The following is a 22,405-nucleotide window of genomic DNA, read 5'->3' as shown; positions in this document are numbered from 1 at the left end:
GAAGGGGAGAGGGGGGGAGACATTGACAGTGAAGAGGGGAGAGGGGAGAGTGAAGAGTGGGGAGAGTTAGGGTTGGGATTGACGAGAGAGGGTTTCTCGCCAGAAATGAATCGGACTGTAGAGACTGGCGGTGTACAGACGCATTTCGCAGCGGGCGACGAGATCGGTTTCGAGGGTTTGTCTATATTGGATGAGGTGGCGCAGGATTTTTCGGAGGTCGTTGAGTGAGTAGGCGATGAGGGCCAGGGGACGCAAGATCGCCGGGAAACTTAACATCCGGGTTCGGTAGCGACTCAGGCCGATTCCTTCCATGAGATTGAGGAGATAGTCGGGTTGGAGACGGGAGGCGGGGATGAGGTGATGCACTCGCATAGCTCCGTTGTACCAAATTTCCCATTTCGACTGTTGGAGGTGAAGCAAGGCTTCTAAGTCTTCTCCGGCGATCGCTTTGTGGGTGGTTCTTCCGATGAGAACTAACTGTTCGGGAACGCAGGCTAACCAGGCGTCGCGACGAACCACTAAACCCGCCCCAGGGGGAAGTAGTTTTTTTTCGGGAGGGTACAGCCGAGGTTGTACTCCGCGATCGACGATGGCGAGAAAGGGGGCGATGCGTTGGAAATTCTTCGGGGGTGTCGCGGCGTATTCGGGAAGGACGCGACTTCCGTAAGCCCCGATTTTGGGATTGTCTCGTCCGAAGGCGATCGCTTGGGTTATCCAGTCGGCGTCGGGGAGGTTGTCGTCGTCGAGGAATCCCACGAACTCCCCTTTGGCTTCTAATATGGCACGGTGTCGGGCGAACGCGAGTCCCCGTTGGGTTTCGCAGATGCGGCGAAGGGGGAGTTCGTCGCGGTAGCGATCGATAACTTGCGGCGTGTTGTCGGTACTGGCGTTGTCGATAACCAGGATTTCCCAGGTGAGGGAATCTGGGGTTTCCGCCACACAGTCGCAAAGGCGATCGAGTACCAGGGGTAAACGACGTTCGCCGTTGTAGGTACAGATGGCGACGGTGAAATTGAGAGGGGGAGGGGGAAACACAGTGGAGAGTGGAGAGTGAAGAGGTAGGGTGTGTGACGCGGGGAAAAAATGTGGCCGAAGTCAAGTTAATGGGGTTCCCGCGTCACGCACCGCTTTTACCGTGAGCAGTCAACAGTGAAGACAGCTTTCAGTTAACAGTTGGGTAGTGTGTGACGTAAGGGAACAATTTGGACGAAGTCAAGTAAGTTTCGATGCGATCGATACAATCGCGAATGTTGGTGAGGTACAGTCGATCGTCTTTCATAACGGAATCGCTTCGCCAAGAACGCGATCGCGGACGATTGGGTGAAGACAGTTGGGTTCGGCGATGTCGATGGGGCGATTTAACAAATCTTCGAGGTCTTGTTTGAGGGCGATTTGGTCGAGAAGGGTTCGATCGCTCTCGAACTCGACGAGTAAATCGAGATCGCTTTCATCGGTTGAGGTTCCTCGGGCGACGGAACCAAATATCCTAATGTTAGACGCACCATGTTTGGCTGCAATCTCTAGGATTTGCTGGCGGTATCGGGCGATCGAGTCTCCCAAACGAGTTTCAATGTCAGACATGGCGATCGAGGGGTTTGCTTGGGGTGCGAAGCGTCAGGCTCTCAACTCCAAGATACGCTTTCACCAGTCACCAGTCACCAGTCACCAGTCGCCAGTTAGCAGTAATCTTATTTGAGGGGTCGATGGAATTACTGTAGCCAAAAGTGGCGGGTTGTAAGATGACATTTTACCTAGGACTTGATTTCGGAACTTCTGGGGCGAGAGCGATCGCCATCGACGCCCAGAAAACCGTTGCAGCAAACGCCCGCATCTCACTCAACGCCCAAACCTGCGACACTTGGCGTCAGGGGTTGTGGGAACTGCTCGATCGCATCCCCCCCGAAATTCGACAACATTTAAGAGCGATCGCCCTCAACGGAACCTCCGCGACGGTATTTCTCTGCGACGAAGCCGGAAACCCCATCACCGAGCCGCTACTCTACAACGACAACCGAGGAAAAGACGTTGCAGAGGAGGTCCGAGCGATCGCCCCCGCCAACCATCCCGCTCTCAGTGCGACTTCTAGTTTTAGCAAACTCCTCTGGTTCCGCCGCCACTTCAACCCTTCCCCAAATACCTATTTCCTCCATCAAGCCGATTGGCTGAGTTTCCTCCTCCACGAACAACTGGGAATCAGCGACTATCACAACACCCTCAAACTCGGTTACGATCCCGAAATTTTCCAATATCCCCAATGGCTGAGCTTTAACGCTCCCAAACTCCCCCGCGTTGTCGAACCGGGAACGGCGATCGCGAACGTCACCGCTGAAATTTCTCGCCGCTTCGGGATTTCCCCAAACTGTCGCGTTTGTGCGGGAACCACCGACAGCATCGCCGCCTTTCTCGCCAGCGGTGTCAAGTCTCCCGGCGAAGCCGTCACCTCTCTCGGTTCGACGTTGGTGTTGAAACTCCTCAGCACAACCCGCATCGACGCCGCAAAATACGGAATTTACAGCCATCGCTTGGGGAATCTGTGGCTAGCCGGAGGTGCGTCGAACACTGGTGGGGCGGTGTTGAAGCAGTTTTTCAGCGAGGCGGAGTTGCAACAGTTGAGCGAAAAAATCCCCACTTCAGAAAGTCCCCTCGATTACTATCCCCTTTGCGAACCGGGGGAACGCTTTCCCCTCAGCGATCCTCAGTACCCGCCGCGACTGGAACCGAAACCCGACGATGCTGTGGTGTTTCTCCACGGGTTGCTCGATAGTATGGCACGCATTGAAGCTCGAGGATACCAGTTATTGCAAGAGTTGGGGGCGAGTCCGCTGACGCGAGTGTACACTGCTGGCGGTGGGGCGAAAAACCCGGCGTGGACGAAATTGCGTCAGCATCGCTTGGGAGTTCCCGTGACGGTATCGACGCAAACCGAAGCCGCCTATGGAACGGCGATGTTGGCGATGGGGAAGTTGGGGAGACGATAATGCTGATTTCCTCCACCGCACACTCCCGATCCCGTACGACGGAGATCGCAGTTCCCCTCAGTTCTGGGGGGAACTCTCGTCGCCTCACCGCTCGCCTGATAAACTAGACCCAAGCGAGTTAAACTAGATGGGCGTTATTCAACCCACCTAGCCCTTCACGCACCTCTCAAGGAGTCAGTCGTGGCAAGTCACAAGATTTTAGTCATCGATGACAGTCGAGTCATCCAAAAAACTGTAAAAAGTATGTTGCCGCCAGGAAACTTCGACGTGGTCGAAGCCAAAGACGGCGAGGAAGGCTTAAAAAAGATTCGCTCTGATAAACCGAGCTTGATTATGTTAGATTTCTTGCTTCCCAAAAAAAGCGGTTGGGAGGTGTTTCAGGAAATTCAAGCTCACGACGACTTGCGGAAAATTCCCTTAGTGGTCATGTCGGGGCGAAAAGAAGAAGTGACGGAGAAAATCTCCGAACCCTTCGAGTTTTTTGAGTTTATCGAAAAGCCGTTCGAGAAAAAGCAACTCATCGGTGCTATCAAGACGGCGATGTCGAAAGCGAAGAAACCCCGTGCGGCGGTCAAAGCAGCTCCAGCGGCGGCAGCTTCAACGGCAGCGTCTGGCGGTGAAGACGTGGCAGCACTCCAGGCAAAAGTGGCGGCAATGGAAAAAGAAATCGCCACGCTCAAGAAACAGATAACGCAAATTCTGACGTTTATCAAACAGAAGTTAAAGTAAGAGATATGGCAGGGACGAACTGCTCTCGTTCGTCCCTTTGTTGCGTGTTACTGTACGATTACTCGACTTTTGAGGTGTTGGTTTCGGCCGCGTTCTCTTCCTTAGTTTTAGAGACGCGGTTTTCGGCATTTTCCATCACGTCGTCGAACTTGTCGAGCAGTTCGCCGGGATAGCTTTCGAGTTCTTTCATCGAGAGGGAAATGCGCTTTTTCCACTCGTCCACTTCGGAAATTAAAACTTTCACCGACTGGCCTTCGTGAAATAAATCGTCGAGAGAGGGAATGCGAGCTTTGCTGATTTGTCGGATATGTAACAATCCCGTGACGCCACCGATATCGACAAAAACGCCGTAAGGTTTGAGGTTGGCGACTGTTCCTTCGACGAGTTCGCCAGGAAGCAGGCGACTCATGCGGTTGGCTTGTTCGGCGAGACGATGGGATAAAACGAGTTTGTTACGTTCGGGGTCGGCTTCTAGAATGGTGGTTGTTAGAGACTGACCGACTAGAGCATCGAGATCGTTGCGATCGAGTAGGTGCGATCGCGGAATGAATCCTCGCAATCCACCGGCATCGACGACGACGCCACCTCGGTTGGTTCCCGTAACGCGCACGTCGACAACGTCGTTGTCTTCTTGCAGTTGCGCCATCCGTTCCCACGCCTGTTTGAGTTCCATTTGACGGATCGACAGCGTGACTTGTCCGTCGGCGTTTTGTTCGTGAATGACGAGAAATTCTCGTTCTTCGTCGCGGGGAAGGGCTTCTTCGAGGTTGGTTACGACTCCGGCTGATACTTCCCGCAGGGGCAGAAATGCGGCGGATTTGCCACCGATGTCGATGTAAGCGCCGTTAGCATCGTACTCGAAGACTTTGCCGCGCACGACTTGTCCTCGCTCGAAGACGTAGTCGTGACCTTCGAGAGCTTTAGCGAAATCTTCAGCAGAAAAGGGCGCGTTGGCTTCGCGATCGGGGCGGGATTGAGCAGTCATAGGTTCTGTACAACGGTCTGAAACTAGCGCGAGGCTGTTGTTTTCCTCGCGATCGAGGAACCTTAAACACGATTCCCCAAGTTTGACTTTCTCACTATAGCCAATTTCGTTGCCTCCTGTACGTTGCGAGGGTTGCTATTGTGAGGATTTGGAGGAAAATCGCAGGAAACGGGAAGAGAAAGTTCGGACTGGTGCAGGTACGCTATGTTGAGAGAGAGGGCAATGAGGGGATCGATCCTAGCCACGACTTCCACATTTTTGAGGTTCTAAAAGTGACGGAACGTTGACTAGGAATTGTCAGGATCGGTCGCATTGTTTGAGGGATATTTTTTTCAACTATTTTGTGTCCGTGTGACTGTGGATACAGCGGTGTTGTCTGTTGCCCGCTTCGGACTCGATCGCTAGAGTTTTTGTAGGATCGATTCGACAATTTTGGCGATCGCACCTCGAGCGTTTTCTACGATCGCCGTTTGGGGTTTTTCCAACGCCTCGAACTGACTGTCTAACAGTCGAGCGGTCATAAAATGCCCTTGACGCTGTGCGAGCCGTTGTTGAAGAAGCGATCGCTCTGGGTCTAAAAAAATCCAAGTGACCGTCGCCTCTACAGGTTCTAATATCTCGCGATACCTGGCTTTGAGCGCCGAACAGGCCACGACTGCACTGTTTCCCTGCTGTCGTACGTCGTCGATTTTATCTCGCAACGCCCACAACCAAGGGTCACGATCGCGATCGGTCAGCGGAACGCCATTTCGCATTTTGTCCACATTTTCCGGGGGGTGGAACTCGTCTCCTTCGATAAATTCCACGTTTAACCGTCGAGCGAGCTGTCGGCCGACCGAGGTTTTCCCCGCACCGGAAACGCCCATGACAATATAGATTCGAGTGCGATCGCTCACGGAGCTTATCGTGTAAAATTGAGGAAAACTTCAATCGATCGAAAACTGTTGTTCGACCTGACTGAAGCTTCGAGTTCGAGTTTGACGTTGACAATATCTTTTGAGTTCTTCGATCGCATTGTGAGGAAATTTCAATGCCGTTTTCAATTAATGGAATTGGAACGACTTATTATGGAAGACGTTATTTTCTGCCAGACGATTCTTATGTTACAACAGAATGGGTGATTTTTTTATATTTCCCGATCGTTCCGCTGCGATCGCTTCGACTCCGCTCGGACTCAACGCTGAGCGGAGTCGAGGACTCAAATACTGGTTTTGCCCAACCCGACAAGTTCCTCTCTGTGTTCTCTGTGTCTCTGTGGTGAAGACTTCTTGAAACCTAGCTTATCGGATACAGATTCTGTATAAAAAGGGTGCATCTCAAAAATGTAAATTCATCGGATACAAGCTTCCGTACTCGATTGAGCGGCTGTTGGGTTCGACTCCGTTCCACCCGTGGACGGCAGCGTTGCCGAAGTCCAACCTACCCAGAGCTTCGTGTTTTTACATCCATTGAAATGCACCCTATAAAAAATGAAAGAAAAATTGAAAAATTCGGCAAAAACATAAATAGAAGCGTCTTGAACGTACGCCTCGCGCAAGACAAACGATCGCATTCTAAATGTAGCCCAATCTCACATCTTAATGAATTGGGTGATGCTAACTTTCCCTAAATAGAGCGTAGAAGGTGTTTTACTCGTAATACCAATCGGGATGGTCGATGAGAGGAGGATCGTTATTGAAATTGCCCACATTGTGATAGGTGCAATCTAAAAAATAACCGTGCGACCAAGTCCGATCGCCCCCCGGAAACCGTATCGAACCGCGATACACGCCGCAGCCGATCGAGGTACTTTCACGCCACACCATCTGCGTGTAATGACCGCAGACGCCGTTGCAAGTATTCGTTTCGTGGTTGTAATTTTCCCGTTCGCTATCCCAATCCGTAACGCTACGGACGACCGGACGCACCACAGAGGGATCGCTCCCCCCCGACCATCCTAAATTTTCACCCAGTTTCGCCGCACCACCTTGCAGTCCGGTACGGTTGCTATATTGCTGCTGTCGCCAGTCGTTAGAACTGTGACCTTGGCGACCTTGGGTGCGATCGGCCCACAGTTGCGCGACAGCGGCGGCGTCGCAATCCCAAGTGACGGCGGGTAACGGCGGTAATCCCTCCGGTACGTGGCGATCGGCATCTTTTCGGGAACGATTGTGTTCGAGTAGAATAGCTTGAATTTCTTGGCGAGTCAGAGCGGAAGTTTCCGTCGCACAGGCGGGAATCGGAATTTCGCTGGAATTGCTCGAATAGCGGTTGTAAAATTCTGCTGCGGTGTCGAGTTGGGCGACGATCGCATTATCGAGGGGTTCTGAGGAGTCTTGGGGTTCGCCCGACGTTAGGGTCGGTGTCGAACGAGTCGTACTTTCCCCAGGATCGCCGTTTCGTGCTAGTGGGGTGTCTTGGCGATCGAAAACAGCTAAAACGGTATCGACATCTAGATTTCGAGCGAAACCTGACAACTCCAATTGAAATAAAACGGCGATCGCCGCAGAAATCGACCCGAGAACGAGCAAAGAATGTTTCTGTCCCATTGACTGAAATGAGCGGTAGGGTGGCGAACAGCTTCGATTCCTATTTTAATTGCGATTCGGTTGTCAGGTTATATTTATTTCGATTTTCTTCTTCTCTGTCGTTCTCGAGGCTGCGCGATCGCCCTCCATATGTAGGGTGGGTAATGCCCACCGACCTCTACATTTGGTGTAGGTAAGGCTTAATCGCGTAAGTCCAGACAGATTTTCGACTCGAACTCGTCCCGATCGATATTGAGTGGCGAATCCCAACAATCCCCTCGATCGATTGACGATCGCGATCGAAACAAAGGCGATCGCCGAGCCGGAAACTCAAGTAACGGTGCGGGTTCGGGAGATAGAGACGCACTCCCAGCACGCCCCTACTCCTCCGCTCGGTTGAACGCGACTTAGCGATCGAGTCCCAAATGCTGTTGGAGGCGTTGGCGCATCACCTCAACTGGAACCTCTTGTCCCGTCCAAATTTCTAAGGCGATCGCACCCTGACGAACTAACATTTCTAACCCATTAATGGCCGTCGCGCCCCGTTCCCAAGCAAATTTCAGAAACTGAGTAGGATTGGGTGTATAAATTAAATCGTAAGCGATGCTGTTGGGGGGTAACTTGTCGAACAGTTCTGGTTCGACGGGAGAGCGATCGACCTGGGGCGACATACCCACGGGCGTCGTATTCACCAACAAGTTCGCCGCCGACATCAAATTGGGCAGTTCGTCCCAATCATGAGTCTCGAACTGTACGTCTAGCGTCGATTTTTCCCAACTGCGAGCGAAAGCCTCTAATTTCTCGGGCGTGCGTCCGACGACGTGAAGTTCGCGACAACCGAGTTGGGTCAACCCAGCCACCACCGCTCGGGCTGCACCGCCGTTTCCCAACACGACGGCCGCGCGATCGCTCCAGTTGTCGTAAGCTCGCAACGGGGAAATAAATCCCGAAACGTCCGTATTCGTGCCTTTCCAACCCTGTTCGGTACGCCAAACGGTGTTGACTGCGCCGACAGCTCGCGCTTCTGGGGTAATCTCGGATAAAAACGGCAAAATCGCCTGTTTGTGGGGAATCGTGACGCTAAAGCCCACGACACCGACGGCCGCGAATCCAGCGATCGCAGCGTCGAGGCGATCGGGGGGAACGGGAAGTGGAAGATACACGTAGTCTAGTCCCATCTGGGCGATCGCGGCGTTGTGCATCGTCGGCGAGAGAGTGTGTTCGATGGGGTATCCAATAACACCGAGGAGCTTCGTTTTACCAGTAATCATCAAATTGAAGTGACGTAACATCAAAAATGGCACCGTTCGATGGGGACGAGAGAGAAGGGCGATCGCCGTAGGCGAAACGGAGTACTTTCACCTCGAACTTGTCGATCTCGAACGGGTACACCGACTCTAGATCGTCTCAGTGGTGTTGCGATACTCCCGATGGGGTGAAGATTTCCGAAAATGGCGATCGCAGCGGGATCGAGATTTGGCACAATAGAGTCGCCCCAGCGTCGATCGCGCGCGCGATCGAACGGAATTCACCCCAGTCACGAGAGTTATGGCGACGGAAATCGAACGCAAGTTTTTAGTCAAACACGACGGATGGCGATCGCTCGGTCGGGGAACGCTATACCGTCAAGGATATCTAGTCAATCAAAAGGGTTTGGCGGTTCGCGTTCGTATCGCTGGCGAAAAAGGCTATATGACTGTGAAAGGTTCGACGGTGGGCGTATCTCGCCTAGAGTACGAATACGAGATTCCTCTTGCAGACGCTCGGGAAATGTTGGACGGGTTGTGCGAACGACCGATCGTCGAAAAAATTCGCTACCCCATCGTTGTCGGTTCGTTGTTGTGGGAAATCGACGAGTTTTTAGGAGAAAATCAAGGCTTAATCGTGGTGGAAGTGGAAGTAACGGAAGAAAGTCAGGCGATCGATCTACCCGATTGGGTTGGGGAAGAGGTTTCTTACGACCCGAGATATTACAACGCCAATTTAGTGAAGTTTCCGTTTTCTCAGTGGGCGAAATAGAATAAATTTCAACGTTTTATCCGAAAACCCAATTCAGAAGATTCCCATATAATTTGCGATTAAATTTTTTGTCGGTGCGTTATGCCAAAATCTCATTAGCTCGATGTCAGCTTAATGGGTGCATCCCAATGGATGTAAAAACACGAAGCTCTGGGTAGGTTGGACTTCGGCAACGCTGCCGTCCACGGGTGGAACGGAGTGGAACAACAGCCGCTCGTTCGCGTTAGCGGTGCGTAGCACTATCGAGTAGGTCAGCTTGTATCCGATGAATTTACATTTTTGAAATGCACCCAAACAACACCCAAACAATAGTACGTTGTCGGGAGAAACGGTTTTACCGGGGTTTACGCTGAGATTGAAACGCATTTTGACTTCGGTGCGTTGCACGTTGGCTTGAATAACGCTTGCTAACATGGGATAAAACGTTTCATGTCCGCAAATTTGAGGAGTTTGGCGAATGACGATGCAACTCGAAATCGAAGGGCGAGGTGCTGTCGCCGCGACGGAAGAACTGCTGGCAATTGAAGAACTCGAAGGCAGTTACGAGATTCCCGAGGAGGTCGAAAAGGCTGAAACGCTCGTCACCATCGCCACCATCGTCGGGATTGTTAGCGGAACGATGACCATCGCCGAAAAGCTGTACCAGTGGAACAAGAAGTATCAGAACGCGCAACTGAACCCGACCGACCCCAAAATCGAGAAAGTGATGCTCGTAACGCCTAAAGGTCGCTTGCTCCTCAAAGATGCGTCAGTCGAGCAAATTAAGGAAATCCTCGAAGACTAGGGACGGGTCGGAATGAAGATTCTTCACATCAACCTCAAACCGATTGGAGACGACTACGCCGAGTTTCGCTTCTTCTGGGATAACCCTAACGATTACCAGTCTCGCCAGCTTCCTCTTACAGAAATCTTTGGCTTACTCGAACGCTCGAAAACAGACTACTACACGCGAATTCCCGAACCCTACGTCAAGACGGGTCAAACACTCTACAACTGGTTAGACGGTAACGATCGTCTTCTCGAAAACGCCCTCGATCGATACCGGCGAGAAACTATCGTTCTCGCCATCGCCGCGTCGGAGAGACTTGCCAATCTCCCTTGGGAACTGCTGCACGACGGAACTCAGTTTCTGGTCGAACGGTGTCCTCCCGTTGTCCCGGTGCGTTGGGTGGCAGACCGAGACCGTTTGGCGGTCAAGGACGACCCCAAGAATCGCTTTCTCAACGTTCTGTTTATGGCGACCTCGCCGCGTGGAGTCAAACCAGAACTCGATTTTGAAGCCGAAGAAGGGCAAATCCTCAACGCCGACAAGAAGCGATCGCTCTGCTTGACGGTCGAGGAAAGCGGGAATTTAGAGGAATTGGGCGAGTTAGTCGAAGACTACGACAAAGGGTATTTCGATGTCGTTCACTTAACGGGACACGCCACGATCGACGACGAAAAACCTTGCTTTCTCACCGAGACCGAATTGGGCGATCGCGCCGATAGCAGTGCCGAAGACATCGCGAGGGTACTGCAATTCCACTATCCCAAGCTCATCTTTCTCTCTGGGTGTCGTACTGGATATTCCAGCGAGAACGCCGTTCCCTCGATGGCAGAAGCCTTGTTGAAAGAAGGCGCGACGGCCGTGTTGAGTTGGGGCGATCGCGTCAAAGACGACGATGCTTCGGCAGCGGCGGCAACCCTCTACGAAGCCCTGGCGGTGGGGAAAACCGTGACGGAAGCCCTCGCGTCAACCTATCAAACCCTACTGAGGTCGGCAGATACGAACGCGGTGCTTAAAGATGTGGGTCGAGGGTGCGATCGCCAGTGGCACTTACTGCGGTTTTATGTCGCCGATGCCCTCCCCGGTGCGTTGGTGACGACCCCGAGGAAAAGAGGACGAAAACGGGCCCCTCGTCCCTCCGTCGTGCCTCAGTTTATCGACGCTAAACAGAGATTGCGGCTGCTTCCCCGCACTGAATTCGTGGGTCGTCGCCGTCAATTACAGAACTGTTTGCGAACCCTCAAGACGGATTGGGAGAAGGTTGGGGTACTTTTGCAAGGCATGGGAGGTTGGGGCAAAAGCGCGATCGCCGCTCGGTTGTGCGATCGCCTCTCGGAGTACGAGACGCTGGTGTGGTGGCGACAGGTCGATGAAGCTCAGTTCGTGACAAGGTTCGGAGACAAACTGAACGCACGAGAGCGCGAAATTCTCCAACAGACTGCCGAACCCCTGAAATATCGATTGAGGGATACGTTCGAGGCACTCGACGAAGCGGGAGAGAAACCGTTTCTATTGGTCTTTGACGATTTTGAATGGAATCTCGAACACCGCGATGGGAACTATATCCTTCAACCCAAAGTGGCGGCGCTCCTAGAAGCCTTAGTTTGGGCGATGCAAGAAACGGATTCCCCACACCGAATAATTATCACGTGTCGCTACGAATTCCAGTCAGATTTACTGAACGACTTTTTCGTGCAGGGATTGGATAGTTTCCATCATGCCGATTTACAGAAGAAGTTAAGGCGTTTGGAGCATTTCGACCCGACTCAAACTGACGAAGGGTTAATTGAAAGAGCGATCGCCTTAGCTGACGGGAATCCTCGGTTGTTGGAATGGCTCGACGATGAAGTGCTGGCTCAGCCGGATGCAGAAGCCCGACTGACGCAGCTCGAGAACAGTTCTGAGGATTGGAAAGGCAAAATTGTCTGGGACGAACTTTACCAGCAGATCGACCAACCGCTCGAAACGATTCTCAGTTTGTGTTTGGTTTACGAGATTCCCGTCCCGATGGCAGCGTTAGAAGCGGTGTGTGAAGAGCAATCGAACTATCGAGAGCAGTTACAACGGGCGATCGCCTTGGGCTTACTTGAAGTGAGTTCTGATGTTGAGGAGCGCGATCGCACCTATCGAGTCTCGCGGATTTTACCCCGCATTATTCCCAGCATCCAGTTACCGTCAGACCCCGAGCGACTGTATTCTCTGTATCGTAAAGCATGGGAAATCTTGACCGAGTTATGGGGCGATCGAGAAAATCAGGACGAAGAGCGATGGCGCGAGATGTTTCGGATCGGGTTTGCCGAAAAAGACAATCCAGAGCGCTTTCGAGAGGGGTTCGATCGAATGCTGTCTGTCCAGTTTCGTCCCTTTCACCAAGAATCGGATCGCGCTTTAGAAGCCGAGCTGAGACTTAGCAAAAGCGAACTCGATCGAGCCACGCTTTGCGAACGCTTAGAATGCTTGTTACAGCAAGAAAAATGGAGAGAAGCCGATCGAGAAACGGCGTGGATTTTTTATCAACTGATGGTCTTAGAAGGGCAAGAAGATTTTGACGACCTTTGTCAGACTTTTCCAAGTCGAGAACTCAATGAGATCGATGCGCTTTGGGTGAAGTATAGCGACGGACACTTCGGCTTTAGCGTGCAGAAAGCAATTTGGGAAAGCGTCGGCAGACACCCCGATGTCAATTATGAGACTTGGGAAGATTTCGGCAAACGAGTATCGTGGTACGATGGACAAAAAGGGGATTGGAAAGATTTGGCAGACTTGAACTTCTCAGTACAAGTAAGCGTAAAAGGGGAACTTCCCGCCACCTGGACGACCCGAGGGTGGGGCGGCGGTTTCGCTTGTGGGTGCTTGGAGGGGTCGGTCTGTTGGGCTTTTCTCTTCTCTCGCATCAAGGCTTAACCCATAAGATATAGAACTTTTGGGTCATTTTCAGTCACCAGTCACCAGTCACCAGTGTTTTTACAGTCGCCAGTCTTTTACAGTCGCCAGTCTTTTACAGTCACCAGTCGCCAGTCACCAGTCGCCAGTTCTTGATATCAGTTAACAGTTAAGGTGGGATGAGTAAAAAGAGTATTGCCTATGAGAAGGCTTATCAATTGGCCATCAGAATAGTCAATGCTTATAAATACTTGGTCAACCAAAAAAGAGAATTCATTCTCAGCAAACAAATGCTCCGCTCTGGCACTTCAATCGGAGCTAATTTAGCCGAAGCCAATAGTGCCATCTCCTCAGCCGATTTTAGTGCTAAAGTTTCTATTGCTTATTTCGACGATCGCTGCAAGGCTCTCAGATTGATGGTTCGACTTCAACAGCAGTTTCACAGTTTTGAAGAGTATCTGTCCTACGACGATGGCACAGATAACTTGTACGAGCTTTTCAATGGAGAACTAATTGAAGTGCCACCTGAGTCGGGCTTAAACGTGGAGATCGCGACGTTTTTGCTGCTACAATTAGCGTTAAAGCTAGGCCATCAAAGAGTTCGAGGTCACGGTCTGGAATTGGAGGTACGCGGGGAGCCGAGAAACCGTTACCCCGATTTAACGGTGATTCGAGAGGAACACATCGAGCAGTTAAAGCGACGCAATACCATTCGTCTGTCAATGGCACCTCCAGTGTTGGTGGTTGAGGTCGTGAGTCCTGGGGAAGTACAGCACAATCGGGATTACGTGGCGAAGCGATTGCAGTATCAAGATGTGGGAGTGCTGGAATATTGGATCGTTGACCCGCAAGCGTCGGCGATTTGGGTACTCGAATTAGTGAAGGGAGTTTACAGAGAGGTTGGGGCGGTTGTTGGCGAGAGTGTGGTGGTTTCGCCCCAGTTGGGAACGCTGGAACTGACGGCGGCTGATATCTTTGCGGCTGCCCACACTCAAAAGTAAGTATTTGGTAATTCTTGAAAAAGGGCGGACGATGGGACTCGAACCCACGAATGGTGGAACCACAATCCACTGCCTTAACCTCTTGGCTACGCCCGCCATGTGTTGGACGCCTTATGTTTGGCGCTTTGCTATTATAGCATCTCGTTTTGGGATGGCAAGGGCGATCGCGAAAAAATTTGAAAAAAGCTCGATCGCCTCTCCCATCTCCCCCAACCTAAAACCGACAGGCGCGATCGGGCTTCACGGGACAAGTGGGGTTTTCGATGGGATTGTCCGTCAGCAACAGTCGCGATAGGTTCGTCAGAGAACTCAACGGCTCGATATCGGAAATTTCGTTGCCGCTGAGAAACAACGCCGTCAACCCCGTTAACTCTGCCAACGGCTCCACGTCGGAAATCTCGTTGTTGTTGAGAAACAACTCGTCCATTGCGGACAATCTCCGCAACGGTCGTAGATCGGAAATTTCATTACCACTTAAATCGATTTCTGTCAAGCCCGACAAACGGCGCAACGGACGTAAATCGCGAATTTGGTTGTCGCTGAGGGCAATCCAAACCAGATTTTCCATCTCCGACAGAGGACGCAAAGTCGAAATTTGGTTGCGACTCAAATCCATTCCGTCTAAGTTAGATAGCGATGTCAGGGAACTGAGATCGGAAATTTGATTGCCATCGAGAAACAGAGCTTCTAACCGCATCAGGGAAGACAGGGGCGTTAAATCGGAGACTTGGTTGTCCCGAACGCTCAAACTGACGAGATTGTCTTGGTTGGCGAGGGGAGATAGATCCGAAATTTGGTTGCTGTCGAGGTTGAGTTTGATGAACTCTAACTCTGCCAGCGGCGACAAATCGGAAATCTGATTGTTGGAAATCAGGAGTTCTTGCAAGTTTGGCAGCTCAGCCAACGGCGATAAATCTTCGATTTGGTTGAGGCTCAAATCGAGCCGTCGCAGGTGAGGGAGCGTCGCCAGAGGGCTGATATCGGAAATTTCGCGAACGCTGAGGTTGAGTTCGTCGGAGACAGCGAGATTTTTGGCGGCGTCGATGCAGTTGCTGGCCTCGGCGATATCCATTAAGACTTCAACAGTCTGTTGGGCATCGGGTTCGAGGCGATCGCTCTGCAAGCACAGAAACCCGAAGGAGAGGGGTTCGGACGTCGGCGATTGCGCCAAAGTCGGTTTTCCCGAGTCTACCGCTCCTGACAGGGCGAAAGCCGCCACCGTCCCAAACATCGATCGGGCGATCGCAGTCGTTGACATCGGTTGCTTCACGCTAATTCAATCTTTTAAATTGTGATACAACCCTCGCGCCACGTCGAGCAAATTGAGGAGTTGTTGCCATTCGGGAGCGTCGGGGTTGCGGCTGTGGACTCGTTGCTGTTCCAAACGACTTTTCAATAGGTTCAACAATGTAGATGGCGTGGCGCGATCGAGCTTTTCAGTCGGGGGAGGCGTCGCCTCCGAAGGTGGAGACGGATGCGGTTGAGACGAAGACGAGTCAGACGCAGAGTCCATCGGTTGTTCGAGGAGCGTCTGAGCGCGTTCGGCTAAATCGAGCGCCCGAATCGAGGCGTTTTCCGGCAGTTTGGGCAAATCCGACAAATACACCTGCGCCAGTTCCAAAAACAGCTTGCGGGCGTCGTGAGTCCAAGCCAACTCGGGGTAATGTTGCCATTGTGCCTCCACAATGCCGCGCGATCGTGCTTCGTCTAACAAACGTCCGGCCGTTTCCGCCATCGGCCGGGCTTGCTGGGCCACGTGCATGGGTAGCTTGGGCAAATCCCCCAAACACGCTCTCGCCAGTTCTAACAGAAGCTGTCGGACGAGTTCGATCCATTCGTATTCGGAGGACTGCCAGTTTAGATCGATCGTATCTCGCATATTGAACTGATTTGTCTGTTAAAGTCGACACCCGATTGAATATCGAGACTCAGAAACAGGATGTGAGGGCTGTTTGGGCAACTTACTTGTTCGTTAGCTTCCAAACCCCGTCCCAATCTTCTGCCGGAGGTTGTTGTTCAAATAGCATACAACGCTCTATATGCAATTTGGCCGCCTTATTGTGCGGGTCGATTTCCAAAACTTTTTGAAACTCTTCCCGAGCTTGGTGAAACGACTGTTTCGATTTGGCCTTCAACGGCGGTTTCGCCAGATCGATCAGTTTCTGAATCTGGGAAGTCGAGAGTTCGGCGGCTTCCTCGCACAACATATCTCGGACTTCAGAAAATCCAGTGAATTGCAAGAGTTTTGCGATCCATAATTTCTTCGACAAACGGGGGGTCATCTGCTTGAGTTTAAACGGCAGCAACCGCTGAATATCGCTTTCGGAGAGTTCGTTGAGATCTTCGGTAACGAGCAACCGTTTGAGGGTCGATTCCGTAAACACCTCGATCGCCTGTTCCCGAGTCATCCCGCCCAAAAACTGCCGTAGGAGCTTGTCGGGGTCGTAACTCAGCTCTTGAAGCCCCTCGTCCGACATCCCCTCCAGTTGCGCCAACAGGGGCATAAAGTCTTCCGTATCGAGTTTTTCCCGAGCCGGTTGCAGGTAGTAATGGCGTCCCTGGTGATAGTGGTCGATAATCCGCTGTTGGTCGTCGCTAACCGGCGTTGCCAGTTCCCCTTCCGTAACGGCGATCGCTTCGTAAATGGTCACGGGGCGGGTTTTCCCCTTCACGGTAATGAAATCCAACTCTCGAACTACCAAGCGATGGGCGTTGGGCTGATAGGTCTGTTCGCTGATAATCAGATCGGTGCCGTACTGCTTGCTGGCCCCTTCCAAGCGAGAGGCCAAGTTCACCCCGTCGCCAATCGAGGTCAGTTCCATGCGCTTACTGGAGCCGATGTTACCGCTGACCACGCTGTCGGAATGAATACCGATACCGATTTGGATGGCCAGTTGACCGTCGGCCACCCGCTTCTCGTTAAATTCCTCCAACCGCTGGCGCATGGCGATCGCCGTTTGCACCGCACACCACTCTCGCTCTTCTAACGGTGCGGGAGAGCCGAACACCGCCATCAGCGCGTCACCGATGTACTTATCGAGGGTGCCGCCGTACTTAAACACGGCGTCCACCATCTCTTCAAAGTATTCGTTGAGCATCGTCACCACTTCCTCCGGTTGGAGTTTTTCCGTGAGGGTGGTGTAGCTGCGGATGTCGGAAAACAGCACCGAGACTTGTTTGCGTTTGCCTCCGAGGCCGGTGTCGCCGCTTGCCAAGAGGGCTTCTGCGACTTCGGGCGTCATGTACTTGTACATCAAGTTTTTGACTTCCATTTCGTCACTGATGTCCTCGAGGACGACCAACGCCCCGTTAACTTTGGTGGGATCGCTGGCATCGGCCATCGAGTTGATGGTGAGGTTGACGCTCTGGCCGTCCTTGCGATCGACCACTTTCAAGATTTGGTTGGGATAGTACTGCTGTCGGTCTTTCTCCTCTTTAGGATCTAAGGCCGCCTCGAACCACTCGGAAAACTTGCCTTCTTGCAAGCGAACCATTTCTCGCAGGATCATCCCTTCGAGAATTTCGTCTTCGCGGAATCCCAAAAAACATTTAGCGCATTCGTTGGCGGCGATGATGCGTCCTTGCTTGTCGGTGGAGATCACGCCGTTGGTGAGACTGCGAAGGATGTCTTTTTGCCGTTGTTCCTGTTGCTTGACCGTCTCGAAGAGCTTGGCGTTTTGTAGGGCGACCCCGGCTTGAATGTTAAACGCCTGCATGAACTCCATATCCGTTCGGTTAAAGCTGGCTTTCCACTGTTCGGGAGCTTCGGGCCAGGTTTCGGGGTCGTAGGCGGGATATTCCCCTTGTTTTTTCTTGTTGATGAGCTGGGTGACGCCGATGAGTTCGTTGTCGGAGTTGAACACCGGCATACAGAGCATACTGCACGTGCGATATTTCGTTTTTTGGTCGGTTTCCTTCGAGGTGGTCGATCGCTCGTCGTCGTAGAGGTCGAAGGGAATCAACACCGGCTCTCCCGATTCGGCGACCGTTCCCGCAAAACCGGCGTGACGGGGAATGCGAAGTTCGCCGACGCCGGGAATTTTCGTCCAGAGTTCGCTTTTTTCTTCGTCGAGGAGCCAGAGCGTGGAGCGATCGGCGTTCATCAACTCTTTGGCTTCGTCCATCACCCGTTTGAGGGTGTCTTCGAGGTCGAGGCTGCTCTTGCTCAGAGAGTTGACAGCACTCATCAACGCCGAAGCCGCCCGTTGTTTTTGAGTCGCGGCGTAGAAGGATTTCGAGGATTCGAGAATCAGACGAATAGAGGGGGCAAACTCGAGAAAAACCTGTTCGTCTTCCGTGCTGAATCCCGATTTATCGATTTTCTCTTCGAGAGGGACGTTCTCGTCGATATCGATTTTGAGTTTGTTAATCAGTTGCACCACCGCTACGAGTTCCTCTGTCTCTTCGTTGAGCAGAGGCATCGTGAGCATCGTATAGGTACGATAATTGTTCTTTTTATCGAATTTTTTGGCAGTTTCCGACCTCGGATCGTCGTAAAAATCGTAAGGAATGTTGATGATTTTTTTGAACGTGGCGGCTTCCCCGGCAATTCCGGCGTCGGCGGGAAATCGAATTTCTAAGGCGTTGCCCTTTTCGTCTTTGGCGACGATAGTAAAGAGTTCGTTTTTCTCTTGGTCGAGGAGGAAAATCGTCGTGCGATCGGCGTGGAGCAGTTCGCCGGTTTTGAGGGCGATCGATCGCAACATTTCGTCGAGAATGGCGTCGAACCCCTGACTGTCGAGCAAGCTATCGAGCATCCCCAAGGTTTGGTTGACCACCTTGAGCTTTTCTTCGACCCCCCGCACGACGTCGGTAAATTTATCGCGGTTGAGCGGTGCGAGAAATTCGCCGAAGCTGCCTTTCGTGGTGGCTAGAGCGCTACTGGAGGCCGCCTGTTGGTGAACGGCTTTCGGCTCGTTATACTGAGGTTTGACATCGATCGTCACGTCAGTATCTACGGCGGGCGTTTTCGGAGATGCAGATGTCATAGCTCTTGACGGAGAAGCTGAAACGGCGAACAGACGGTTGCCCGTCTGCGAAATCTGGCGTCGGTTGATGTCGAAAGGCGCGGTTGAAATATCGGCGAGGGTAGCGGATACATCCTCAGTGTACTCGCCGATCGAATTTTGTGGAGGGTCTCGGGGAAATTTGCGATCGGGTGTTGATGCTATGTGATTTTCGTGGTTTTAGGTCTCGATACTCTCTAAAGTACGGGTCTTTGGTATTTATTATGTACCAGCTCGAGGGCAATTTGTCGGCCGAGAAAATGCGGAACTTTTGGAAACGTTCTATGCTGACCGTTACTTTTCCCGATCGTTTCACGGTGCGAACAGGTGTTGAGAGGTGCGATCGTCGTCGTCGATGGCCTTGGCGTGGCTGCGCTTGAGTTGCGATCGCACTTCGGAGGCGCGATCGAGGAGTTCGTCGGCGAAGGCGGAAGCGGCAGAGTCGGTCGATTCGAGATCGCCTTGGCCGCTGGCCAGTTGGGCCAGTTCGCGGCGTCGTTGGTCCTCGTCGAGAACCCGAACGCTAACGATCGTTCGTTCGTCGTCGCGATCTCCGATGGCTTGTTTAGCCACGTGAAAGTGACGATCGGCCATGGCGGCGACAAGGGGTTGGTGGGTCACGCAGAGGACTTGGTGGTGTTGGCTGAGGCGATAGAGAGTTTCGGCGATGGTTCCGGCCACGCGCCCGGAGACGCCCACGTCGATTTCGTCGAATACCAGGGTCGCCACATTGTCCACTTCGCTAAAACAGGCTTTGAGAGCCAACAGAAAGCGGCTCATTTCGCCGCCCGAGGCCGTTTCGCTCAGAGGTTGGAGGGGTTCGCCGGGGTTGGCACTCAACAGAAACGTCACGCGATCGCTTCCGGTACGGTTGGGGGCGATCGGAGCGATTTCGACTTGAAATTTGACCTTTTCCATGGCCAGGGGTTTGAGGGCGTTGACGAGGCGAGATTCGAGCTGTTTGGCAGCTTGTCGGCGCAGCTGCGTCAACTGCTGACCGGCGGCGTGGAGTTCTTCTCGTCGGCTTTGACAGAGACCTTCGAGGGCTTCGACGGAGCGATCGCGACTGTCGAGATCTTCGAGTTGTCCCTGTAGCGTGCGATAGCGATCGATGGCGTCGGCTAGAGTCGGTCCGTATTTGCGACAGATTTGTTTGAGGTGTCGGACGCGCTCGTTCACCGCTTGCAGCCGTTCGGGATCGACTTCGAGGTCGTCGGCGTAGGCGTTGATTTGCTGTCCGGCTTCTTCGACTCGCACCAAGGCTTCCCGTACCAGGGTCAAAATCGATTCGACGCGATCGTCGAACTGTACCATATCGTCTAACACGGCTTCGGCGTCTCCGAGGAGATCGGAGGCGGCCGCCGCGTCGTCGTCGCTGTCGTAGAGGGCTTGATAGACGCGATAGCTTTGCTGTTGGAGTTCGACCACGTGACTGAGGCGTTGGGCTTCTCGTTCGAGGTCGTCGAGTTCGTCGGGACTGTTGAGTTGGGCGTTTTCGAGTTCTTCGAGTTGGAACGTCCACAGATCGAGCTGTTGGACTTGTTGGCGATCGCGTTCCCGTCGTTCGGCTAAGGCGGCTTCGGCCTGTTGCCAGCGATCGAAAGCGGTGGCGACGCGATCTCGGACTTCGAGAAGTTTCGTTCCACCGTATAAATCGAGAAGTTCCCGTTGGTGGGGGGTTTGTCCGAGTTGGACGGCTTGACCTTGGGCGGCGATTTCCACCACGCGATCGCGCCAGTGTAGCACGTCTTTCTGGTTGGCCGCCCGACCGTCGAAACGGTATTTACTGCGAGAGCCGCGACGACTGGCGATCAGGTCTCGGCGACAGGCCACGATCCCCCCTTCGAGCGCGAAGGTGGCTTCGATGCAGGCGCGATCGGCCCCCGTGCGGATGGCGCGACGGCTGGTTTTGCCGCCGAGAACCGCATCGAGAGCGTCGAGGACGATGGACTTGCCCGCCCCCGTCTCGCCAGTCAAGACGTTTAGCCCCCGTCCGAACTCCAGATCGAGGGAGTCGATGAGGGCGAAGTTTTCGATCTGCAAGCGCAGCAGCATAGACCTCGAGCGATGCTGAACGAGCCGCTCGGCCGAACCGCCTGCGTCCCCACCGACCGAGCGTCGGCGGTGAGGTTTCGGGGAACCCGTCGGACTACTGAGAGCCGACTGTCGAGAGGCTCCAATCCGGTCGCAGGCTTTTAGCACGGCGCAGGTAAGGGTGATAGACCCTGACCGAAGCGGGTAAATTGACGTGAAGGAGGAAGCGCACGCAGCGTTCGAGATCCTGTTCGACGTGCATGTGTTGGACGTCGAGCAAGGGAACGTTATCCCACCGGGGACGCGATCGCGCGACTGAAGCTGGAAACAGCGTGTCGAGATCTCGCGTGACGGAAAACGTCAGGCTGATAATTTGCTCGGGGTCGAACGAGTTGCCTCGCTCGAGTTCGTCGAGCAGTTCCTCGACAGCACTGCGAATTGCTTCGGCCGAATTTTCGGGAACGGTCGTCGCCCCTCGAATTGCTCGTACGGTCCAGTCCGCTTCCACTACACAAACCTCCATATTATCGCGATCGATTTTTTTATCGTATTCGTTCGTTCGATGTCGTTAAGGACGGTACATCCACAGAGGTAAACCGCTCGTAGACAGTTCAAATTCTAACCATTCTCCGAGACTGGAGAGACGAGAGACGCTGCCATTCGATCGCAACAGACGTGCCCAAAGGGGTTTGCGCGTTTCGACGGTGCAGAACTCGGTGCGCTCGGGATCGAGTCCGGCCAGTTCGGCGGCGGTGCGTCGCGCGTCGTCTTCAGTACCGAGTCCGTCGACGAGTCCGAGAGACAGGGCTTGCTGGCCGTTGAAAATGCGACCGTCGGCAAACTCGCGAACGGTTTCGAGCGCCAGGTTGCGGGACTCCGCGACCGTTTCGACAAATTGTAAATAGGTGGTGTCGATGAGTTCTTGCAAAATGTGTTTTTCGGAGTCGGTCAGTTCGCGATCGAACGCCAAAATATCTTTGTACGGCCCCGATTTGATAGTTTTGAAGGATACGCCAATTTTATCGAGAAGTCGTTCGAGATTGTTCCCGCGCAAAATCACGCCGATGCTTCCGGTAATGGTGCCGGGGTTGGCGACGATGCGCTCGGCGCCCATGCCGATATACACGCCTCCCGAGGCGGCGAGATTGCCGAAACTGGCGACGATTTTGATGTCGGTTTTCTGACGGAGTTGTTTGAGGGCTTGATAGATTTCGTGAGAATCGGCTACGGTTCCCCCAGGGCTATCGACGCGCAGCACCAGAGCGGGAAATTTGCGGCGTTCGACGGTTTTTAAAGCTTCGAGGACTTTTTCTCGGGTCGTTGAGGCGATCGCGCCCGTGACTTCGATACGAGCGATTTGTTTGCGGAATTTTCTGAAAAACCCAACCATAGGTTGCTTTATCGGTAGTTTCGAGGATACGAACCAGTGCTAGTCGAGTGTAACAGGATCGTCAGGTCAATGGCGATCGATCGGGGGAGCAGGAGAGGGGGAGAGGG

General features: G+C 53.1%; 20 protein-coding genes and 1 tRNA gene. 7 read left to right on the top strand and 14 right to left on the bottom strand.

The window, feature by feature from the left end; all coding sequences use genetic code 11:
* Positions 1-66 precede the first annotated feature (66 nt).
* Both hpsE and POG22_RS04095 read right to left on the bottom strand, forming a co-directional pair.
* Entirely contained in the window at positions 67-1,035 is a 969-nt protein-coding gene (hpsE, locus tag POG22_RS04100) for a hormogonium polysaccharide biosynthesis glycosyltransferase HpsE (RefSeq protein ID WP_498903790.1), read from the bottom strand.
* Positions 1,036-1,275: 240 nt separating this feature from the next.
* On the bottom strand, positions 1,276-1,581 hold the full coding sequence (locus POG22_RS04095; RefSeq protein WP_063718086.1) for a nucleotidyltransferase family protein: 306 nt from the start codon (positions 1,579-1,581) through the stop codon (positions 1,276-1,278).
* 158 nt (positions 1,582-1,739) lie between these two features.
* Between POG22_RS04095 and POG22_RS04090 the strand changes: the two genes are divergently transcribed.
* A complete protein-coding gene (locus tag POG22_RS04090; protein WP_498903787.1) occupies positions 1,740-2,978 on the top strand; it encodes an FGGY-family carbohydrate kinase in 1,239 nt (412 codons plus the stop codon).
* Between the two features lie 180 nt (positions 2,979-3,158).
* Positions 3,159-3,707 carry a response regulator gene (locus tag POG22_RS04085; RefSeq protein WP_026097998.1) on the top strand — a complete coding sequence of 183 codons (549 nt, stop codon included), beginning with the start codon at positions 3,159-3,161 and terminating at the stop codon, positions 3,705-3,707.
* Positions 3,708-3,765: 58 nt separating this feature from the next.
* Here the strand turns inward: POG22_RS04085 and POG22_RS04080 are convergent, their stop codons facing one another.
* The 3 genes from POG22_RS04080 to POG22_RS04070 all read right to left on the bottom strand — a co-directional run bounded on the left by POG22_RS04080 (position 3,766) and on the right by POG22_RS04070 (position 7,220).
* Positions 3,766-4,692, bottom strand: coding sequence for a S1 RNA-binding domain-containing protein (locus tag POG22_RS04080; protein WP_498903786.1), 927 nt, complete (start codon positions 4,690-4,692; stop codon positions 3,766-3,768).
* 401 nt (positions 4,693-5,093) lie between these two features.
* Positions 5,094-5,588 carry a gluconokinase gene (locus POG22_RS04075; RefSeq protein WP_082901729.1) on the bottom strand — a complete coding sequence of 165 codons (495 nt, stop codon included), beginning with the start codon at positions 5,586-5,588 and terminating at the stop codon, positions 5,094-5,096.
* 732 nt (positions 5,589-6,320) lie between these two features.
* Complete coding sequence (locus POG22_RS04070; protein ID WP_498903785.1) at positions 6,321-7,220, bottom strand: CAP domain-containing protein; 900 nt, start codon at positions 7,218-7,220, stop codon at positions 6,321-6,323.
* A 235-nt stretch (positions 7,221-7,455) separates the two neighbouring features.
* Between POG22_RS04070 and POG22_RS04065 the strand changes: the two genes are divergently transcribed.
* Positions 7,456-7,599: a hypothetical protein gene (locus POG22_RS04065; protein ID WP_498903783.1), complete on the top strand. Its 144-nt coding sequence runs from the start codon at positions 7,456-7,458 to the stop codon at positions 7,597-7,599.
* Positions 7,600-7,606: 7 nt separating this feature from the next.
* Here POG22_RS04065 and POG22_RS04060 read toward each other — a convergent pair whose 3' ends face one another.
* Positions 7,607-8,470 carry a shikimate dehydrogenase gene (locus POG22_RS04060; RefSeq protein ID WP_063718093.1) on the bottom strand — a complete coding sequence of 288 codons (864 nt, stop codon included), beginning with the start codon at positions 8,468-8,470 and terminating at the stop codon, positions 7,607-7,609.
* A gap of 277 nt (positions 8,471-8,747) precedes the next feature.
* Between POG22_RS04060 and POG22_RS04055 the strand changes: the two genes are divergently transcribed.
* Positions 8,748-9,218 (top strand): CYTH domain-containing protein, encoded by a 471-nt coding sequence (locus tag POG22_RS04055; protein WP_498903782.1) that lies wholly within the window; start codon positions 8,748-8,750, stop codon positions 9,216-9,218.
* 111 nt (positions 9,219-9,329) lie between these two features.
* On the opposite strand, the gene POG22_RS04050 is transcribed toward POG22_RS04055, so the two are convergent.
* Positions 9,330-9,632, bottom strand: coding sequence for a hypothetical protein (locus POG22_RS04050; RefSeq protein WP_150128640.1), 303 nt, complete (start codon positions 9,630-9,632; stop codon positions 9,330-9,332).
* 49 nt (positions 9,633-9,681) lie between these two features.
* On the opposite strand from POG22_RS04050, the gene POG22_RS04045 reads away from it, so the two are divergent.
* From POG22_RS04045 to POG22_RS04035, 3 genes are all read left to right on the top strand, one after another.
* Positions 9,682-10,002 carry a hypothetical protein gene (locus POG22_RS04045; protein ID WP_498903791.1) on the top strand — a complete coding sequence of 107 codons (321 nt, stop codon included), beginning with the start codon at positions 9,682-9,684 and terminating at the stop codon, positions 10,000-10,002.
* 12 nt (positions 10,003-10,014) lie between these two features.
* Positions 10,015-12,888 carry a GUN4 domain-containing protein gene (locus POG22_RS04040; RefSeq protein WP_498903780.1) on the top strand — a complete coding sequence of 958 codons (2,874 nt, stop codon included), beginning with the start codon at positions 10,015-10,017 and terminating at the stop codon, positions 12,886-12,888.
* A 158-nt stretch (positions 12,889-13,046) separates the two neighbouring features.
* Positions 13,047-13,868, top strand: coding sequence for a four helix bundle protein (locus tag POG22_RS04035; protein ID WP_498903779.1), 822 nt, complete (start codon positions 13,047-13,049; stop codon positions 13,866-13,868).
* Between the two features lie 23 nt (positions 13,869-13,891).
* On the opposite strand, the gene POG22_RS04030 is transcribed toward POG22_RS04035, so the two are convergent.
* From POG22_RS04030 to sppA, 7 genes are all read right to left on the bottom strand, one after another.
* Positions 13,892-13,964 (bottom strand) — tRNA-His (locus tag POG22_RS04030).
* Between the two features lie 118 nt (positions 13,965-14,082).
* Positions 14,083-15,126 (bottom strand): leucine-rich repeat domain-containing protein, encoded by a 1,044-nt coding sequence (locus POG22_RS04025; protein WP_498903778.1) that lies wholly within the window; start codon positions 15,124-15,126, stop codon positions 14,083-14,085.
* 18 nt (positions 15,127-15,144) lie between these two features.
* The gene (locus POG22_RS04020; RefSeq protein ID WP_498903776.1) at positions 15,145-15,747 is read right to left on the bottom strand and encodes a hypothetical protein; all 603 of its coding nucleotides are present in this window, start codon (positions 15,745-15,747) and stop codon (positions 15,145-15,147) included.
* Positions 15,748-15,829: 82 nt separating this feature from the next.
* Positions 15,830-18,856, bottom strand: coding sequence for a GAF domain-containing protein (locus POG22_RS04015; protein WP_063719681.1), 3,027 nt, complete (start codon positions 18,854-18,856; stop codon positions 15,830-15,832).
* Positions 18,857-19,186: 330 nt separating this feature from the next.
* Positions 19,187-20,929, bottom strand: a complete 1,743-nt coding sequence (gene recN / locus POG22_RS04010; protein WP_063719680.1) for a DNA repair protein RecN — start codon at positions 20,927-20,929, stop codon at positions 19,187-19,189.
* Positions 20,930-21,023: 94 nt separating this feature from the next.
* Positions 21,024-21,431 carry a chorismate mutase gene (gene aroH / locus POG22_RS04005; protein WP_026098005.1) on the bottom strand — a complete coding sequence of 136 codons (408 nt, stop codon included), beginning with the start codon at positions 21,429-21,431 and terminating at the stop codon, positions 21,024-21,026.
* 45 nt (positions 21,432-21,476) lie between these two features.
* Positions 21,477-22,298 (bottom strand): signal peptide peptidase SppA, encoded by an 822-nt coding sequence (gene sppA, locus POG22_RS04000; protein ID WP_017663513.1) that lies wholly within the window; start codon positions 22,296-22,298, stop codon positions 21,477-21,479.
* Between the last annotated feature and the right edge of the window lie 107 nt (positions 22,299-22,405).

This window comes from Geitlerinema sp. CS-897, from assembly GCF_028368005.1.
Taxonomy (GTDB): Bacteria; Cyanobacteriota; Cyanobacteriia; order Cyanobacteriales; family Geitlerinemataceae; genus Baaleninema; species Baaleninema simplex.
Note: the sequence above shows the minus strand (reverse complement) of the source record. Positions and strands in the feature narration are given on the sequence as shown.

Bases quoted from the DNA above. Each gene is read 5' to 3' on its own strand.
- POG22_RS04095 (WP_063718086.1), bottom strand. From the start codon at position 1,581: ATGTCTGACATTGAAACTCGTTTGGGAGACTCGATCGCCCGATACCGC.
- POG22_RS04090 (WP_498903787.1), top strand. From the start codon at position 1,740: ATGACATTTTACCTAGGACTTGATTTCGGAACTTCTGGGGCGAGAGCG.
- POG22_RS04080 (WP_498903786.1), bottom strand. From the start codon at position 4,692: ATGACTGCTCAATCCCGCCCCGATCGCGAAGCCAACGCGCCCTTTTCT.
- POG22_RS04070 (WP_498903785.1), bottom strand. From the start codon at position 7,220: ATGGGACAGAAACATTCTTTGCTCGTTCTCGGGTCGATTTCTGCGGCG.
- POG22_RS04060 (WP_063718093.1), bottom strand. From the start codon at position 8,470: ATGATTACTGGTAAAACGAAGCTCCTCGGTGTTATTGGATACCCCATC.
- POG22_RS04055 (WP_498903782.1), top strand. From the start codon at position 8,748: ATGGCGACGGAAATCGAACGCAAGTTTTTAGTCAAACACGACGGATGG.
- POG22_RS04050 (WP_150128640.1), bottom strand. From the start codon at position 9,632: ATGTTAGCAAGCGTTATTCAAGCCAACGTGCAACGCACCGAAGTCAAA.
- POG22_RS04045 (WP_498903791.1), top strand. From the start codon at position 9,682: ATGCAACTCGAAATCGAAGGGCGAGGTGCTGTCGCCGCGACGGAAGAA.
- POG22_RS04040 (WP_498903780.1), top strand. From the start codon at position 10,015: ATGAAGATTCTTCACATCAACCTCAAACCGATTGGAGACGACTACGCC.
- POG22_RS04035 (WP_498903779.1), top strand. From the start codon at position 13,047: ATGAGTAAAAAGAGTATTGCCTATGAGAAGGCTTATCAATTGGCCATC.
- POG22_RS04025 (WP_498903778.1), bottom strand. From the start codon at position 15,126: ATGTCAACGACTGCGATCGCCCGATCGATGTTTGGGACGGTGGCGGCT.
- POG22_RS04020 (WP_498903776.1), bottom strand. From the start codon at position 15,747: ATGCGAGATACGATCGATCTAAACTGGCAGTCCTCCGAATACGAATGG.
- POG22_RS04015 (WP_063719681.1), bottom strand. From the start codon at position 18,856: ATGACATCTGCATCTCCGAAAACGCCCGCCGTAGATACTGACGTGACG.
- recN (WP_063719680.1), bottom strand. From the start codon at position 20,929: ATGCTGCTGCGCTTGCAGATCGAAAACTTCGCCCTCATCGACTCCCTC.
- aroH (WP_026098005.1), bottom strand. From the start codon at position 21,431: ATGGAGGTTTGTGTAGTGGAAGCGGACTGGACCGTACGAGCAATTCGA.
- sppA (WP_017663513.1), bottom strand. From the start codon at position 22,298: ATGGTTGGGTTTTTCAGAAAATTCCGCAAACAAATCGCTCGTATCGAA.